Source organism: Streptomyces sp. MNU76 (genome assembly GCF_020982545.1).
In the GTDB taxonomy this organism is placed as follows: domain Bacteria; phylum Actinomycetota; class Actinomycetes; order Streptomycetales; family Streptomycetaceae; genus Streptomyces.
Map to the genome: position 1 here is coordinate 595181 of NZ_JAJKLK010000003.1, position 17277 is coordinate 612457.

Annotated in this window: 12 protein-coding genes; 4 read left to right on the forward strand and 8 right to left on the reverse strand. The window is 70.2% G+C overall.

Annotated features, from left to right (window positions below; all coding sequences use genetic code 11):
- The 4 genes from kdpA (at position 1) to E4N62_RS08980 (ending at position 6203) form a co-directional block, all read left to right on the forward strand.
- Positions 1 to 1680 carry a potassium-transporting ATPase subunit KdpA gene (gene kdpA / locus E4N62_RS08965; protein ID WP_230213403.1) on the forward strand — a complete coding sequence of 560 codons (1680 nt, stop codon included), beginning with the start codon at positions 1 to 3 and terminating at the stop codon, positions 1678 to 1680.
- Positions 1677 to 3818, forward strand: a complete 2142-nt coding sequence (gene kdpB / locus E4N62_RS08970) for a potassium-transporting ATPase subunit KdpB (RefSeq protein ID WP_230213404.1) — start codon at positions 1677 to 1679, stop codon at positions 3816 to 3818. Before kdpA ends, kdpB begins: the two co-directional genes overlap by 4 nt.
- Positions 3819 to 3823: 5 nt before the next feature.
- Complete coding sequence (locus E4N62_RS08975; protein WP_230213405.1) at positions 3824 to 4456, forward strand: potassium-transporting ATPase subunit C; 633 nt, start codon at positions 3824 to 3826, stop codon at positions 4454 to 4456.
- Between the two features lie 412 nt (positions 4457 to 4868).
- A complete protein-coding gene (locus E4N62_RS08980) occupies positions 4869 to 6203 on the forward strand; it encodes a glycoside hydrolase family 68 protein (RefSeq protein ID WP_230213406.1) in 1335 nt (444 codons plus the stop codon).
- A 275-nt stretch (positions 6204 to 6478) separates the two neighbouring features.
- Here E4N62_RS08980 and E4N62_RS08985 read toward each other — a convergent pair whose 3' ends face one another.
- From E4N62_RS08985 to E4N62_RS09020, 8 genes are all read right to left on the reverse strand, one after another.
- The gene (locus tag E4N62_RS08985) at positions 6479 to 8074 is read right to left on the reverse strand and encodes an ABC transporter substrate-binding protein (protein WP_230213407.1); all 1596 of its coding nucleotides are present in this window, start codon (positions 8072 to 8074) and stop codon (positions 6479 to 6481) included.
- 371 nt (positions 8075 to 8445) lie between these two features.
- A complete protein-coding gene (locus E4N62_RS08990; RefSeq protein ID WP_374116958.1) occupies positions 8446 to 9354 on the reverse strand; it encodes an ABC transporter ATP-binding protein in 909 nt (302 codons plus the stop codon).
- On the reverse strand, positions 9351 to 10205 hold the full coding sequence (locus E4N62_RS08995; protein ID WP_230213408.1) for an ABC transporter ATP-binding protein: 855 nt from the start codon (positions 10203 to 10205) through the stop codon (positions 9351 to 9353). Before E4N62_RS08995 ends, E4N62_RS08990 begins: the two co-directional genes overlap by 4 nt.
- Positions 10202 to 11059 (reverse strand): ABC transporter permease, encoded by an 858-nt coding sequence (locus tag E4N62_RS09000; RefSeq protein ID WP_230213409.1) that lies wholly within the window; start codon positions 11057 to 11059, stop codon positions 10202 to 10204. Before E4N62_RS09000 ends, E4N62_RS08995 begins: the two co-directional genes overlap by 4 nt.
- The gene (locus E4N62_RS09005; protein WP_230213410.1) at positions 11056 to 12054 is read right to left on the reverse strand and encodes an ABC transporter permease; all 999 of its coding nucleotides are present in this window, start codon (positions 12052 to 12054) and stop codon (positions 11056 to 11058) included. Before E4N62_RS09005 ends, E4N62_RS09000 begins: the two co-directional genes overlap by 4 nt.
- Positions 12055 to 12222: 168 nt before the next feature.
- Positions 12223 to 13893, reverse strand: a complete 1671-nt coding sequence (locus E4N62_RS09010) for an amidohydrolase (RefSeq protein WP_230213411.1) — start codon at positions 13891 to 13893, stop codon at positions 12223 to 12225.
- Positions 13894 to 13960: 67 nt separating this feature from the next.
- Positions 13961 to 15442: an amidase family protein gene (locus E4N62_RS09015; RefSeq protein ID WP_230213412.1), complete on the reverse strand. Its 1482-nt coding sequence runs from the start codon at positions 15440 to 15442 to the stop codon at positions 13961 to 13963.
- A 185-nt stretch (positions 15443 to 15627) separates the two neighbouring features.
- Complete coding sequence (locus E4N62_RS09020; protein WP_230213413.1) at positions 15628 to 17088, reverse strand: benzaldehyde dehydrogenase; 1461 nt, start codon at positions 17086 to 17088, stop codon at positions 15628 to 15630.
- Between the last annotated feature and the right edge of the window lie 189 nt (positions 17089 to 17277).

The following is a 17277-nucleotide window of genomic DNA, read 5'->3' on the forward strand; positions in this document are numbered from 1 at the left end:
ATGGGGCCTGTACTCGCGGGCGTCCTCCAGTTGCTCGCCCTGATCGGCGCGCTGGCTCTCGCCCACATCCCCCTCGGCACCTACATGGCCAGGGTCTACTCCTCCGACCGACACTGGCGCGTCGAGAAGTGGATCTACCGGTGCATCGGTGCCGACCCCGACACCGAGATGCGCTGGCCAGCGTATCTGCGCGGAGTCCTGGCCTTCTCCGTGGTCGGTGTGCTCTTCCTCTATCTGCTCCAGCGGATCCAGGGCGTCCTGCCCGGCTCGCTCGGCTTCGCCTCGGTCGACCCGGCGCAGTCGTTCAACACGGCCGTGTCGTTCGTGACCAACACCAACTGGCAGTCGTACTACGGCGAACAGACCATGGGACATGTGGTCCAGGTCGCCGGGCTGGCGGTGCAGAACTTCGTCTCCGCGGCCGTCGGCATCGCGGTGGCCGTCGCTCTCGTACGCGGGTTCTCACGGTCCCGGACCGGTGAACTGGGCAACTTCTGGACGGACATGGTGCGCGGCACCGTCCGGGTCCTGGTGCCGCTGTCCGTGGTCGCCGCGATCGTGCTGGTGGCGTGCGGGGCGATCCAGAACTTCTCCGGCATCCACGAGGTCGGCCAGTTCTTCCATGGGCACAGCATGGGCGGCTCCCAGCAGTGGAAAGGCGGCGCGGTCGCCTCGACGGAGGCCATCAAGGAGATCGGCACGAACGGCGGCGGCATCTTCAACGCCAACTCCGCCCACCCGTTCGAGAATCCGACGCCGTTCACCAACCTCTTCGAGATCTTCCTGCTGCTCGTCATCCCGTTCTCCCTGACCCGCACCTTCGGTGTGATGGTCGGCAGCGTGCGGCAGGGGTACGCGATCCTCGCCACCATGGCCACCATCTGGGTCGGCTTCGTCGCCCTCATGATGTGGACCGAGTTCGCCCACCACGGCCCCGCGTTGCAGATCGCGGGCGGGGCGATGGAGGGCAAGGAGCAGCGCTTCGGGGTCGGCGCCTCGTCGATCTTCGCCGTGTCGACGACGCTGACCTCGACCGGCGCGGTGGACTCCTTCCACTCCTCCTTCACCGGACTCGGCGGCGGCCTCACCCTGCTCGGCATGCAGTTGGGCGAGATCGCGCCCGGCGGCACCGGCTCCGGCCTCTACGGCATGCTGATCATGGCGATCATCGCGGTGTTCATCGCCGGGCTGATGGTCGGCCGCACCCCCGAGTACCTGGGCAAGAAGATCGGCACCCGCGAGATCAAGTTCGCCGCCTGCTACATCCTCATCACACCGGCCCTGGTGCTGGTCCTCACCGCCGTCTCCATGGCCCTGCCGACCCCGCCGAACTCCATGCTGAACCCCGGAGCGCACGGCTTCTCCGAGGTGCTGTACGCCTTCACGTCCGCCGCCAACAACAACGGCTCGGCCTTCGCCGGGTTGAACGCCAACACCGACTGGTACAACACCATGACCGGACTCGCGATGCTGCTCGGCCGTTTCCTGCCGATGGTGTTCGTGCTCGCGCTGGCCGGGTCCCTCGGCGAGCAGCGGCCGGTCCCGGCCACGGCGGGCACGCTGCGCACCGAGAAGCCGCTGTTCACCGGTCTGTTGGTGGGCGCGATCCTGATCATCACCGGTCTGACCTACTTCCCGGCCCTCGCGCTCGGGCCGCTGGCCGAGGGGCTGGCGTCATGACCACCCGCACAGAGAAGCACGAGGACTCGATGTCCACAGCCACCCCGAACCGGGCGCCGCACCGTGATGTGCCGACCGGTCACAAGGACGAAGGACGGGTCGACGCGGGCCTGTTCGACCCGAAGCAGCTGCTCAGGTCGCTGCCGGACGCCTTCCGCAAGCTCGACCCCCGGGTGATGGTCAAGTCGCCCGTGATGTTCGTGGTCTGGATCGGCTCCGTGCTGACCACGGTCTTCTCCGTCAAGGATCCGGGCGACTGGTTCGGCTGGACCATCAGCGCCTGGCTGTGGCTGACCGTCGTCTTCGCCAACCTCGCCGAGGCCGTCGCCGAGGGCCGGGGCAAGGCGCAGGCCGACACCCTCCGCAAGGCCAAGACCGACACCGTGGCCCGGAGGCTCACCGAGGGCGGTGCCGACGGTGCCGAAGAGCGGGTACCCGGAACCGAGTTGAGGATCGGCGACCTGGTCGTGTGCGAGGCCGGCGACATCATCCCCGGCGACGGTGACGTCGTCGAGGGTGTCGCCTCGGTGGACGAATCGGCGATCACCGGCGAGTCCGCGCCCGTCATCCGGGAGTCCGGCGGCGACCGGTGCGCCGTCACCGGCGGCACCAAGGTCCTCTCCGACCGGATCGTCGTCAGGATCACCACCAAGCCGGGCGAGACCTTCATCGACCGGATGATCGCCCTGGTCGAGGGCGCGGCCCGGAAGAAGACCCCCAACGAGATCGCGCTCAACATCCTGCTGGCCTCGCTGACGATCGTGTTCCTGCTGGCGGTGGCGACCCTGCCGCCGTTCGCGGACCACGCGGGCACCCACCTCACGATGGTCGTGCTGGTCGCCCTGCTGGTGTGCCTCATCCCGACCACCATCGGCGCGCTCCTGTCCGCCATCGGTATCGCGGGCATGGACCGGCTCGTGCAGCGCAACGTCCTGGCGATGTCCGGCCGGGCGGTCGAGGCCGCCGGTGACGTCTCCACCCTGCTGCTCGACAAGACCGGCACCATCACCCTCGGCAACCGGCAGGCGGCGGAGTTCGTGCCCGTCCCCGGCACCACCGAGACCGACCTCGCCGACGCGGCCCAGCTCTCCTCACTGGCCGACGAGACCCCGGAGGGCCGCTCCGTCGTCGTCCTGGCGAAGACCGAGTACGGGCTGCGCGAGCGGAGTCAGGGCGAGCTGGCCGGTGCCGAGTGGATCGCCTTCAGCGCCCAGACCCGGATGTCGGGCGTGGACGTCGACGGGCGCAAGATCCGCAAGGGCGCCGCCGGATCGGTCATCGCCTGGGTGCGCGAGCAGGGCGGCACGGTCTCGGAGGACGCCGGCACGCTGGCCGACCGGATCTCCGAGGCCGGCGGCACGCCGCTGCTGGTGGCCGTCGAGGACAGCGACGGGGCACGGGTGCTGGGCGTCATCCACCTCAAGGACGTGGTCAAGGAGGGCATGCGCGAACGCTTCGAGGAGCTGCGGCGCATGGGCATCAAGACGGTCATGATCACGGGCGACAACCCGCTGACCGCCCGTGCGATCGCCGAGGAGGCGGGCGTCGACGACTTCCTCGCCGAGGCCACCCCCGAGGACAAGATGGCCCTCATCAAGCGTGAGCAGGCCGGCGGCAAGCTCGTCGCGATGACCGGCGACGGCACCAACGACGCCCCGGCCCTCGCCCAGGCGGACGTCGGCGTGGCCATGAACACCGGGACCTCCGCCGCCAAGGAGGCCGGGAACATGGTGGACCTCGACTCCAATCCGACCAAGCTCATCGAGATCGTCGAGATCGGCAAGCAACTGCTGATCACCAGGGGTGCGTTGACGACCTTCTCCATCGCCAACGACGTGGCGAAGTACTTCGCGATCATCCCGGCGCTGTTCGCGGCCGTCTACCCGGGCCTGGACAAGCTCAACATCATGGGCCTGTCCTCGCCGGACTCCGCGATCCTCTCGGCGGTCGTCTTCAACGCGCTGATCATCATCGCGCTGGTCCCGCTGTCCCTGAAGGGCGTGCGGTACCGGCCGGTCAGCGCGGACAGACTGCTCCGCCGCAACCTGACCGTCTACGGCCTCGGCGGGCTCGTCGCGCCGTTCATCGGCATCAAGCTCGTCGACCTGCTCATCTCTCTGATCCCCGGGATCGGGTGAAGGACATGAACAACTCCTTTGCGAACACTGCCCGGTTGCTGATCGCGGGCCTGCGGGCACTGCTCGTGCTGACCGTGCTCACCGGCATCGTCTATCCGCTGGCCGTCACAGGTGTGGCGCAGGCGCTCTTCCCCACCAAGGCGAACGGCTCCGAGGTGACGTACGACGGCAAGGTCGTCGGGTCTTCACTGATAGGCCAACAGGGATACAGCCTGGACTACTTCCAGCCCCGCCCGGCGAACGGACTGGGTGAGAACTCGCTCAACACCCGCTACAAGCTGATCCTGTCCGGCGCCACCAACCTGTCCGCGGACAACAAGGACCTCATCAAGCAGGTCGAGGACGCCAAGGCGAAGGTAGTCAAGGACAACTCGGTGCCCGGCTACACCGTCAGGCCGTCCGAGGTCCCCGCGGACGCGGTCACCTCCTCCGGCTCCGGTCTCGACCCGGACATCTCCCCGGCCTACGCCGATCTCCAGGTCCACCGCGTCGCCGAGCGGAACAGCCTGACCGTCGCCCAGGTGCGGAGGCTGGTCGACGAGCACACCCAGGGCCGCACCCTCGGCTTCATCGGCGAGCCCCGGGTCAACGTCCTCGAACTCAACATCGCGCTCAAACACCTCGCGGCGGACAAGTGATCGCCCCGACGCGACGCAGGTGGGTCGGCGGTCATGCGCCTCACCCTCACATCCCGCCCGAACCAGACAGCGCCCGGGGAGGAGAGATCTCCATCCCGGGCGCTGCCCCGGCTTCCGTCCCGGCTCAGGCCGAAGCCGCCCGTCAGGGGTGACGGCGTCGCCGCGGACGTCGAGGTGGACCTGGTGAACCTGGTCGACCTTCTGCATGCACTCGATCAGGACCCCGCCGAGATACAGGCGATCCCGCGCCTCACGACATCACCACGTGAGACATCCTCACAACTCCCTGCACCGAGAAGTTGATTTGCAGTAACGGAAGTTGATGGCGTGTCAGGCGAGAAGGGGGGTAACCGCGAAACGGAATCGCTTCCAGTGCGGTTCCATTCGATCACCCGCTTCGGAAGGACGACGCATGCGCAGATCACGCAGAGTGCTGATCCGGCTGGCCACGGGCTTGATGGCCCTCGCGGTGCTGGGAGGTGTGGCGACGCCGGCTTCCGCGGACGGGCCGGCCTCGTCGCAGACGGGAACGCGGCAGTACAGCGCGGACGACGACTACTTCGCCGTCTGGTCCCGCGCGGACGCATTGAAGCTCCGGCAGGACAAGACCAACACCGCCCCCCGCGTGTCGCCGGACTTCCCGGTGATGACCGACAAGGTGTGGGTGTGGGACACCTGGCCGCTCACCAAGCTCAACACCCGGACCGCCACCTATAAGGGCTGGCACGTCATCTTCTCGCTGACGGCTCCGCGCTCGGTGCCGTTCGGTGACCGGCACTGGTACGCGAAGATCGGCTACTTCTACTCGCGTGACGCCAAGAGCTGGAAGTACGGCGGTGATCTGTTCCAGCCCGGCACCTCGTTCGGCTCACGTGAGTGGGCCGGCTCGACGGCGCTCGTCGGCGACAAGGTGTACTCCTTCTACACCGCTTCCGGGCGCGACAACGGCGGTGTCGACCCCAACGACGCACTGCAGCGTCTGGCGCAGGCGACCGGCAAGATCCACGCGGACAGGAAGCGCGTGTGGTTCAGCGGCTTCCAGGACCACCGCGTCATCGCCGAGGCCGACGGCAAGCTGTACCAGACCTTGCAACAGTCCCAGGCGGGCCCGATCATCTACGCCTTCCGTGACCCGTTCGTCTTCCGGGACCCCCGGGACCGCAAGATCCACCTCCTGTTCGAGGGCAACACCGCCGGTGTCGCCGGCACGTACCGGTGCACCGAGCGCGACATAGGTGACGTCCCGGCCGGCCACGAGGTGCCGGAGGACGCGAAGTACTACACGGGCAACATCGGTCTGGCAACGGCTGACAGCGGAAGCATGGACAACTGGCGGCTGCGACCCCCGCTGCTCTCGGCCAACTGCGTGAACCAGCAGACCGAACGACCCCACCTCGTCATCCGCAACGGCAAGTACTACCTGTTCACCATCAGCCACAAGTTCACGTTCGCGCCGGGGCTGAGCGGCTGGGACGGCCTCTACGGCTTCGTCGGATCGTCCCTGCGCAGCGACTACAGGCCGCTCAACGGCAGCGCACTGGTCCTGGGCAACCCGGAGGACGCCCCGACGCAGCAGTACTCGCACTACGTGATGCCCAACGGGCTGGTGGAGAGCTTCATCGACACGGTTCCGACCGCCGACGGCGGGACCCGCTTCGGCGGCACCCTGGCCCGCACCCTCCTGGTGTCCCTGAAGGGCGACAAGACCAAACTCATCGCGCAGTTGGACTACGGCTTCATCCCGTGACCCACCCATAGTCGGGCAACCCGCCGCGGTCGGCCACGCCGTACATCGCCCCGCGGCGGGTGTGTCAATGCGACGGGTCCGGCGGTGGTCGGTGGTGACGCCGAGGAGCCGGCTCGCACCCGACATGCGGGGATCGGACGGCGGCACCGGAAGCGGTCGTGGGTGACAAGGCGTCAGGTGCCTTGTCACCCACGACCGCTTCCCCCGTTCTCTCACCGGCCCCACACCGCGCGGACGGTCACTTCGCGGGTTCCGGGCAGCGCGTCACACCTGCGTCACTTGGTCGACCCGAGTTGCTGCGCCCAGGGGGAGTACCAGTTCACGAAGGAGGCCGGCGGCCCCGTCACACTGTCGCTCAGGTACAGGACGTTGGCCACGTCCACCACGGGTATCCAGGGCAGCCGGTCGAACAGCCGCTCGTCGGCCTGGCCGAGCAGTGCCTCGCGCCTGCCGGTGTTCCCTTCCGCGGCAGCCCGCCGGATCAGCTCGCTCGCCGCGCTGTCCGTGAACTGCGAGTAGTTCGACGAGTCCTCCGGACTGCCCCACACCGAGTACAGCGCCTGCGGGTCGGCGACGGGGAGGCTCCACTGCGAGCCGAAGGCGTCGGCACCGGTGCTCTTCCAGCCCTTCGGACCGGAGAACAGGTCGTAGAACTGCCCGAGGGCCACGGGCTTGTAGGTCGTGTCGAGGCCGATCTTCTGCCCTGCCTCGGCGAGGGCCTGCAGGGTCTGGGTGAGGGTGTCGCTGATGGCGGGAGCTCCGGCGAGGACGATCTTCTCCTTGGGGGACCCCGCTTCCTTCACGAGCTTCTTGGCCTGGGCGATCTCGTCGGGGCTGCCTCCGGTGCCCTCGCTCCTGGTCGCTTCGACCGGCCCGTACACGTCGGCGGGGAGCAGGCTGCGGGAGGCGACCGCGCCGCCGCCGAAGGCGGTACGGGCGACCGCCGTCCGGTTCAGTGCCAGGAACAGGGCCTTGCGGATGCGCGGGTCCTGCAGCGGGCCGGTCTTCGCCGTGGGGACCAGGTAGAACGAGAGCAAGGACTTGCCGTAGTACACCTTGCCGTGGCTGCCGAGCGTGCTGAGGGCGGAGGTCGGGGGCTGGTACATGCCCTGGATCGCGCCGCCGGTGAGCGCCCGGGTCTGTGAGCTGTCGCCCTGCAGGAAGCTGAACTTCACCTGACGGGTCTTGGCCGTGACGCCGCGCCAGTACTTCTCGTTGCGCTCCAGCGTCAGCGCGGAGCCCGTCTTCCAGGACTTGAACGTGTACGGCCCGGAGCACATCGGCGGAACGGTCGGCTTCCCGTAGTCGGGATGGGCCTTGGAGTACCGAGCCTGGACCACGGAGCCGGCGAACGTCGCCATCATCTTCTGGAAGAGGAGATCGGGGTGCTTCAGATCGACGGTGACCTCGCGCGGCCCGGTCGCCCTGACGGCGGTGACGGCCTTGAAGTAATGGTCGTAGCGGGGTGCCTGCTGGGCTGGCGGGTGCCAGGCACGGGTCAGGCTGAAGGCGGCGTCGGCGCCCGTGACCGGTTGCCCGTCCCAGAAGCGGGCCTTGGCGTCGATCGCGTACACGAGCCGCTTTCCGCCGTTCTCGACCTTCAGTGACGCGAGGCCGTCACTGATCGAGAAGTCGGGGTTCAGCGTCTGCAGGCTCTCGCACATGTTGGCGAGGACGTCGTTGACCCCGTAGTTGTCCGCCTGCTGGGGGTCCAGCGTGGTGGGCTCGAGGATGAGGTTCCAGTTCACGCTGTCGAGGTTGCCGGTGGCCTGGGGGGTAGTGGTGGCCCAGTCCTTGACGGCGGGCGCTTTCTTCCCGGCGGGAGCGGGCCCGCCGCCGCAGGCGGTGGCGAGGGCGAGGCAGGCCGTCACAGCCGTGACCTGAACGGTCCGCCACCGCCGTGACGGTGTGCGTGGGCGGGCACGGAGAGAGGGAGGGAACGACAGCGACATGGAAGATCCCTTCGAGGAGGTCGGACCGGCGATGGGGGGGCGGGTTCGCCGGCCCGGATGTGGTCGCCGAGGCGTCATATTCAGCCACCCCGCGTTCATGGTCACGGGTGACGAACGGGGCGATTCTGCGGTGTGGAAGATGTGTCCGGAGGAAGAGGGGCGGTGGCGTCCGCGAAGGCACGCCCGGCGCGGCGACGGACATCGCCGGAACCGTACGGGACACGACAGCGGAGCGTGCGAGGACGCCGGGGCGTCGGCGGAGGGCGGGTCGACGGTCGGGCCTGGTGGCGTCAGACCGGCATCGCGGGGCTGTCGTCAGTGGGGCGGCGGGTGGGCTTCCAGCCCGGCCGGGGAACGGAGTCGCGCAGGAGGCGGGTGTAGGGGTGTTCCGGGTGGTCCAGAACCTCCTCGGCACGCCCCTGCTCCACCACGCGGCCGGATCGCATGACCAGCACGTCGTCGGCCACCTGCCGCACGACCGCCAGATCGTGGGTCACGAACAGATAGCTGACGTCCGTCTCCTCCTGGACGTCTGCCAGCAGGTTGAGGACCTGCGCCTGGACGAGCACGTCGAGCGCGGCGACGGCCTCGTCCAGGACGATCGCGCGGGGGTTCGTGGCGAGGGCTCGGGCGATGCACACGCGCTGCCGCTGGCCGCCCGACAGTTCGCGGGGCAGGGCGTCGAGCAGGGTGGGGCTCAGCCGTACCAGGTCGAACAGCTCGGCCGTGCGGGCTCTGGTGTCCGGGCGGCCGAGGTCGAAGTGGAGGCGCAGGACCTCGTCGACGGCGGCGCCCACGCTCTGCCGGGGATCGAGGGAGCGGTAGGGGTTCTGGAAGACCATCTGGATCACCCGGGCGTGGGCCCGCCGGTCGCGGGTCCGCAGCCGCCGGGGCCGCGTCTTGCCGAAGAACTCGACGGACCCGCTCGTCGGTGTCTCGATCCCCATGATCATTCTGGCCAGGGTGGTCTTGCCGGAGCCCGACTCACCGACGACGGCGAGCGTCGAACCGGCCGGCAGGGCGAAGGAGACGCCGTCCACCGCCACGACCGGGGCTCCGCCCTTCAGCAGCCCACGGGGCTGGAAGGTCTTGTGAAGATCCCGAACCCGTACGACGGGAGCGGTCGCGTCCCCCGGGTCGGCGACCGACCCCGGACGTCCTGGTGCTTCAGGTGACTGCTGTGACTCCTGGCTGATCACTGGGCGGCCCAGCCTTCCTCGAACGCGTCGGCCGGGACCGCCGGCAGCCGGTGCCGGCGCCGTGTGATGTCCGGGCGGCAGGCGAGCAACGCCTCGGTGTACGGGTGTGAGATCTTGCCGTCGTGCAGTTGTGCCGACGTCAGCTCCTCCACGATCCGGCCCCTGTACATCACCAGGATCCGATCGCAGAGGGCCCCGACGAGTTCGATGTCGTGCGTGATGAAGACCAACGACGTGCCGCGTTCGCGCCGCAGTTCGGCGATCAGGGCGACGACCTCGGCCTGCGTGGTGACGTCGAGTGCGGTCGTGGGCTCGTCCGCGAGCAGCAGGCGCGGATCGCGCATGAGGGCGGCGGCGATCATCACCCGCTGCAGCATGCCGCCGGAGAGTTCGTGCGGGAAACAGCCGAGGATCCGCGCAGGATCCTTGATGCGCACCTGGTGGAGCAGCTCCTGGGCGCGGGCGGTCGCGTCCCGGCGTTGTTCGCGGCCTTCCCTCCGGTAGGTCTCGGTGAGGAGGTCGCCGATGCGGTGGACCGGGTTGATCGCCGCGTGCGGGTCCTGGAACACCATGGCGACGTGGTCACGGCGCAGTCGCGTCAGCTCCCGAGGGGACATCGCGGGGACGGACCGCCCGTCGAACCGGATGTCGCCGTCGATCCTCGCGCTCGGCGGGTGCAGTGCGGCGACCGCCCGGATCGTCAGCGTCTTGCCGGAGCCCGACTCGCCGACGATCCCGACCGTTTCCCCGGCACCCACGGTGAACGAGACGCCGTGCAGAAGCTCCTGTTCCGGGCGGCCGGGGCCGCCGAGGGCGAGGCGAAGGCCGTCCACTTCGAGCAGCGGTGTCATCGTCGGCCCCCTTCGCGGCGCCCGGACAGGAGGTCACCGAGACTGATGAAGCACACGACGGCCAGGACCAGGGCGATCCCCGCGTACAGGGATTCCTGGGGGAAGCCACGGACGATGCTGCTCTGTCCCGTGTTGATCATCTTGCCCCAGTCGGCGGTCGGGTCCTGCACACCGAGACCGAGGAACGAGATGCCGGCCAGCTCGACCATCGCGTAGCCGAAGGACATGGTCACCTGGGCGACGATCACCGGCCACAGATTGGGCAGGACGTGCCGGACGCACAGCCTGACCGGTCCGAATCCCTGGGTGTACAGAGCCTGTACGTACGGCTCGTTCACCTCGCGCAGCGCGCTGGCGCGGACCAGCCGTCCGATGGCCGGGACGAAGGAGATGGAGACCGCGAGAGCGGCCGAGAACAGACCCGGGGACACGACCGTGACGAACAGCAGCGCCAGCAGCATCGACGGGAAGGAGAACACCAGGTCGAAGAGCCGGCCGACCAGGGAGTCGACCCAGCCGCGCTGCCAGGCGGCGAGGACACCGAGGGCCGTGCCCATCGACGTGGCGACCAGGACCACCACGAGCGGGCCGAGCAGCGCGGTCCGTGAGCCGGACACCAGGCGTGAGAACAGGTCACGGCCGGATGCGTCGGTGCCGAGCCAGTGCTCCGACGACGGAGCCTGCAGTACGGACAGGACGTCTCCGCTGTTCGGATCCTGCGGGGCGATCAGCGGGGCGCACACGGCGAGCAGCACCAGCAGCACGGCGAACGCGCCGAAACACCGGATCGCCACCGTCGTCGCGACCCCGGAGCCGCGCCGGAGCCGGAGCCGGGCCGTCACGAGGGCGCTCACCGGGTGTCACCCGTACGCGTGCGCGGGTCGATGAGCCCGTACAGGACGTCGACGAGGGCGTTCACCAGGAGGAACGCCGCGATGACCAGGATGCTCGTGCTCTGCACGACGGCATAGTCCTTCCGTGTGATGGCCTGGATCAGCAGGGAGCCCACCCCGTCGAGGCCGAAGGCGTTCTCGACGATCACCGTGCCGGCGATGAGACCGGCGGCGACGATGCCCGCGATGGTCGTGATCGGCAGCAGCGCGTTGCGGACGACGTGTCGGCGCAGAACGGTGCCCGGGTCGAGTCCGCGCGCGACGGCGGTGGTCACGTGGTCCCGCTGCTCCTCCTCCTTGACGGCGGCCCGCGTCACCCGGGCGATCGCGGCGCTGCTCGACAGCGCTAGCGTCACGGCGGGCAGGGTCAGGTGGTGCAGGCGTCCGAGCAGGCCGTCTCCGCTGCCGAAGACGGGAAACCAGTCGAGGTAGAGCGAGAAGACCGTGATCAGGAGGATCGCGATCACATAGGTCGGAGTTGCCAGGGCCACGGAGAGCAGGACGGAGATCCCGGTGTCGGCTGCCCGGCCCGCGCGGGCCGCTACGAGCCCCACCACGAAGCCGAACACCAGGACCAGGACACCTCCGTAGGCCACCAGCAGGGCGGTGGTGGGGATCCGCGCGGCGATCAGCGACGAGACGTTCTCCCGGAGGGTGAAGGAGGTGCCGAGGTCGCCGTGGAGAAGACCGGTGAGCCAGTGCCCGTACTGGACGAGCAGTGGCCGGTCGAAGTGGAACTGTGCGTTCAGGCGCTGGACGGCCTCCGGGTCGCCGGCCTTGGCACCCAGCATGATCTCGACCGGGTCGCCCGGCGCGAGTTGCAGTGCGGTGAAGATCAGGAAGCTCGCCACGAGGAGCGTGAGTGCCATCTGGGCGAGACGTCCCGCCGCCGCCACGAGCACTCCGGTCCACTGTCGGCCGGCGGAGCGGGGCAGGCTGTGTTCGACGATGGCCAAAGCTCCTCCTCTTGGTTGACCTGGGAACGGTTGCTGCACGATAGGTGCTTTTCGGCCATGTATTCCGGCGGGAAGGGCGCTGATTCTGCGACGCGGAATGACGACGCGTAATGACGAGACGGAGAGACGAGACGGAGAGACGCGGCGCCCCGCGGCGGGGCGTCGGCGTCAGCGGTGCCCGTACACCTGTCGGCCACCGATCCAGGTGCCGACGACCGCCGTCTCCGCGATCTCGTGCCGTGAGCCCAGGAAGGGGTCACGGTCGAGGAGCACCAGATCGGCCAGGTATCCGGGTTCGAGCCGTCCCGTCTGCCGTTCGCGGCCGTTGAGGTGGGCGACACCGTGGGTGTAGGCGTCCCACGCCACGACCAGCGGGAGGCGCTGGTGTGGGAGGAACGGCTCGGTGTCGGGCGGGGCGTGCTCGGCCGTGCGGTTGACGGCGACGTGCATGCCTTCCAGCGGACTGGCGCTGGTGACCGGCCAGTCGCTGCCGCCCGCCAGTACGGCGCCGGCGCGGTGCAGGTCCAGGAACGGGTACTGCCGGTCCGCCAGGGAGGGGTTCAGGAACGGGATGGTCAGCTCCGTCATCTGGGGATCGTGACGCGCCCAGAGAGGCTGGATGTTGGCGACCGCCCCGAGCCGGGCGAACCGCGGCACGTCCTCGGGCCGCACGATCTGAAGATGGGCCACGTGGTGGCGCAGGCCCGAGTCGCCGTTGACCTGCCGGGCGTGGGCGACCGCGTCCAGCGCGTCCGTCACCGCCTGGTCCCCGATGGCGTGGAAGTGCGCCTGGAAGCCGTGCGCGTCCACCGTCGCGACGACCTCCCGCAGCACGTCGCGGTCGATGAAACTGATTCCATGGTTGCCGGTGTCATGCCCACAGCGGTCCCGGTACGGCCGGCTCAGCGAGGCTGTGAAGCTCTCCGTGACCCCGTCGATCATGATCTTGACCGCGTCGGCCCGGAAGAGGTCGTCATGGCCCCGGACGCCGTTGCCCGGGCTGTCATGGCCCCGCGCGCGTTCCCGGCGGGCGACGAGGTCGGTGATCTGGCCGGTGCCGCGGTCGCGGTCCCACCACAGGGCGCCGTTGACCCGCGCCTTCAGAGCGCCGTCGGCCAGCACGTCCAGGTAGACGTCCATCGCGTCGAGCCCGGGGCCCAGCACACGCAGCAGTGCGTCCTGCCACTGGGTGATCCCCTGGGCCAGACAGTGTTCCTGGCCACGCAGCAGCCCTTCGACCAGCGCACGGCGGGTGGGCGCCGGTGCCACCCTGGCAACCAGCTGTACCGCGCCCTCGTGCAGCGTTCCCGCGGGGCCGCCGTCGGGGTCCCGTTCGATGCGGCCGTCCGCAGGGTCGGCCGTGGTCGCGTCGACGCCGGCGAGTGCGAGAGCGCGGGAGTTGGCCCAGGCGCCGTGGTGGTCACGGTTGCGCAGGAACACGGGCCGGTCGGGAACGACGCGGTCGAGGAGACTCCGGTGGGGGGTGCCTCTCGGGAAATGCGCCATGGACCATCCGCCGCCGAGGATCCAGGGTTCGTCCGGGTGGTCCGCGGCGTAGGCGGCGATCACGTCCAGGCACTCCTCGGCGGACGTGCAGTGGTCCAGGTGGCACTGCCCGAGCTGCAGTCCCCCCATGGTCGGGTGCATGTGCGAGTCACCGAAGGCGGGGCTGATCAGGCCGCCGCCGACATCGACGATCTCGGCGGCCGGGCCCGCCGCCTCGAGGACGTCGCTGTCGGGCCCGACGGCGATGATGCGCCCGTCCCGCACGGCCACCCCGCCGGGCCGGGTGCCGACTCCGGTGACGTACCGGCGGCCGTTGACGAAGGCGATGCTCATGGGCTCTCCTCGGCGGAAGTGGCGGAAGTGGTGAGGGGGGTGGACTGGCGGGCGCCGGGTCGCGCGGTCACCCGGAGGTCTCGCCGAGCGGCGGCGCGCTGAACCCGCCGACGCTCTCGGAGATCAGGCGGGCCGCGGCGATGGCGCTGCGGTCGCGGTACGGAGCGGCGACGACCTGCATGCCGACCGGCAGCCCGTGACGGTCGAGCCCGACGGGCGCCGAGACGGCCGGCAGACCGAGCACTCCCACCGCGCCGCACCAGCGCGTCAGCGCGGGCCGCCACGGATGGCGTTCGCCGTTCAGTTCGAAGCGCCTCGCTTGGACCGGCTCGCTGTGGTCGTGGGGGAGAGCGGTCGTCATGACCGTCGGGGTGACGACCACGTCGTAGTCCTCGAACAGCTCCCGCCACCGCCGGCGCAGGATCAGGCGCTGCCGGTGCAGGGACAGCCACTCCCGGTGGGTGAGGCCCAGGGCGCGGTGGTGCAGCTCGGCCATGGGCGACTCGGTACGCAGCCGCCCCAAGGCGCGGTGCAGCTCCTCGAAGCCCGCGTCGTCCGTGGCGCCGCCTACGTCCGCCATGAAGAGCAGCTCGAACAGCTCCCCGAGCCGGTCGAGGCCACCCGGCGGCAGCACGCCGTAGGTGACGCGGGCGCCGTCGTCCGCCAGGGAGCGGCAGGCCGTGTGCAGCACGTCGAGAGTCGCCGGGTCGACCCCGGTCACGGGGTCGTCGAACCAGGCGAGCACGCGCAGCTCCCGGTGCGTGGTGAACGGCGCCCTCGGCAGGTCCGGCCGGAGCCCGCCGCGATCGCCCCGGGGCGTGGTGAGCACGGTCAGGGCCAGGTCCAGATCATCGGCGCCCCGGGCCAGTGGACCGCACACGGCGACGTCGGGCACGGTCAGGTCCGTTCCTTCGGCTTCGTCCGGATGCGGAACCGCACCCCGCATCGGCACGACGCCCCAGGTGGGCTTCAGGCCGTGGACGCCGCACCAGGCGGCGGGGATGCGGATGGATCCGCCCATGTCGCTGCCGAGGTCGAGCGCGGTCATCCCGGCCGCCACCGCCGCGGCCGAGCCGCCCGAGGAGCCGCCGGTGGTGCGCTCGCGGTTCCAGGGGTTGCGGGTGGTGCCGTGCAGGGCGTTGTAGGCCTGCCCGTCGGAGGCGAACTCGGGCAGGTTCGAGCGGCCGAGGACGAGGGCCCCCGCACCCCGCAACCGGGCGACCGCCTCGGAGTCGTCCTCGGGCACGTGGTCCCGCAGACTCTCGGATCCGTACGTCGACAGGACACCACGGACCTTCTGGTCGTGTTTGACGGTGATCGGCAGGCCGTGCAGGGGGCCCACCGGGCCGCCCGCGCGGCGGGTCTCGTCGGCCCGGCGGGCTTCCGCGAGGGTGCGGTCCGCGTCGAGGGTCACGATCGCGTTGACCCAGGGATGGGCCGCGATCCGGTCCAGGTACGCCCGGACCAGCTCGACGCTGGAGAACTCACCGCGACGCAGGCCCGCAAGGGTCTGTGTCGCGGTCGCGGACTCGATCGGTTGCGTGTCCATGGGTCTGTCGCCTGCCTGGATGAACTTCGGGGACGTCCCCGTGCCGGATGCCCGGAACGGTGTGCCGCACAAGCGGACATGGCGTCCGAACATGTCAGTGGTATATGTCTCTGCGGTGGTGTTCCGGAGACCTGCGCCCGCGGGCGCCCGCCTCGGAGGCGTACGTCGCAGAACGGATGTATGTCTCAGAACGGATAGGGAGCGATGTCGGCCCGCGCGGTGAGCCACTGCGTCTCCGTGAACGCCTCGATGTTGGCGGCAGCGCCGCCGAACCGCGCACCGGTCCCCGAGGCCGCGACGCCCCCGAAGGGCACATGGGCCTCGTCCGCGACCGTCTGCTCGTTGATGTGGACGATCCCGCTGGGCACCGCGTCCGCCACCCGCATCGCCGCGCCGACCTCGCCGAGGATCCCCAGCGACAGTCCGTACTCGGTCGCGGCGGCGGCGGCGACCGCCTCGTCGACGTCGGAGAACGAACGTACCGGCGCCACCGGGCCGAAGATCTCCTCCGCCCATGCCCGGTTCCCGTCCTGGACGTCGGCCAGCACGGTCGGACGGTAGAAGAGGTCCTCGTACTGGCCGCCGGTGAGGAGTTCCGCGCCGGCGCAGACGCTGTCCTGCACCAGCTCGTGCACGCGGTCCCGCTGCGCGGAGTCGATGAGGGGGCCGAGGGCCACCTCGGCCGTATGAGGGTCCCCCACCGGCAGGTGCGACGCCTTGTCGGCGAGCAGCGCGAGGTACTGCTCGTACAGCGACTCGTGGACGAGGTGCCGGCCCGTGCTCATGCAGATCTGTCCCTGGTGCAGGAACGAGCCGAACGCCCCCGCCGAGGCGGCACGTTCCACGTCCGCGCCCGGGAGCACGATGAGCGCGTTGTTCCCGCCCAGTTCGAGATGGGTCCTCTTGAGGTGCTGGGCGCCCAGCGCGCCCACGCGCCGTCCGGCCGCGGTGGATCCGGTGAAGGACACCACGCGTACCGGCGCGGCGGTCACCGCCGCCTCACCGACGTCCGCGCCGCCCGGCAGGACCTGCAGCACGCCCGCCGGGAGGCCCGCCTCCTCGAGGATCCGCGCGAGGACCACACCGCCGCAGACGGCGGTGCGCGGGTCCGGCTTGAGCAGGACCGCGTTGCCCAGGGCCAGGGCGGGTGCGACCGAGCGGATCGAGAGGATCAGGGGGAAGTTGAAGGGGGAGATCACGGACACGACGCCCGCGGGCCGGCGACGGGCGAGGTTCCACCGGCCGGACGTGGACGCCAGCACCTCCCCGGCGGGATGCGTGGGCAGCGCCGCCGCCTCGTAGCACTCCTGCGCCGCCGTGTGCACTTCGAGGCCGGCCTTGACAGGTACCGAGCCGGCTTCGCGGACCAGCCACTCGGTCACCTCGGCGGCGTGGCTGGTCCACAGGTCCCCGGCCCGGCGCAGGAGCGCGGCCCTTTCCTCGGGCGGCGTCGCCGACCAGTCCCGCTGTGCCGCCGCCGCGATGCCGGCGGCGCGGTGCATGTCCTCGGGTGCGGCGAGACCCACGGTGCCGAGACTCCGTCCCGTGGCGGGCTCGGTGACGGCCGCCTTGCCGCCCCGGCCCTCGGTCCAGGTGTCGAGCCGGATGTGGGTGGACCACCGGCCGTCGTCGAGTAGTGCTGCCATGCCTGCTCCTTGCAGAGGATTCCGCCCCGAGGGAACGGGTGCACCGGGCGAGTCGCACGGAGGGCATCCTGCGCCGCCGGCCGGACGGTTCAGGCGGGAGCGCCCGGGAAGTTCTGCCCGGCAGAAAACGGTGCCCCGCCCGGCACCGGACACGGCCCCGCCGCCGTTGACTGACGCCGGTTCCCGACA

Bases quoted from the DNA above. Each gene is read 5' to 3' on its own strand.
- E4N62_RS08995 (WP_230213408.1), bottom strand. From the start codon at position 10,205: ATGACACCGCTGCTCGAAGTGGACGGCCTTCGCCTCGCCCTCGGCGGC.
- kdpB (WP_230213404.1), top strand. From the start codon at position 1,677: ATGACCACCCGCACAGAGAAGCACGAGGACTCGATGTCCACAGCCACC.
- E4N62_RS08980 (WP_230213406.1), top strand. From the start codon at position 4,869: ATGCGCAGATCACGCAGAGTGCTGATCCGGCTGGCCACGGGCTTGATG.
- E4N62_RS09015 (WP_230213412.1), bottom strand. From the start codon at position 15,442: ATGGACACGCAACCGATCGAGTCCGCGACCGCGACACAGACCCTTGCG.
- kdpA (WP_230213403.1), top strand. From the start codon at position 1: ATGGGGCCTGTACTCGCGGGCGTCCTCCAGTTGCTCGCCCTGATCGGC.
- E4N62_RS09020 (WP_230213413.1), bottom strand. From the start codon at position 17,088: ATGGCAGCACTACTCGACGACGGCCGGTGGTCCACCCACATCCGGCTC.
- E4N62_RS08975 (WP_230213405.1), top strand. From the start codon at position 3,824: ATGAACAACTCCTTTGCGAACACTGCCCGGTTGCTGATCGCGGGCCTG.
- E4N62_RS09010 (WP_230213411.1), bottom strand. From the start codon at position 13,893: ATGAGCATCGCCTTCGTCAACGGCCGCCGGTACGTCACCGGAGTCGGC.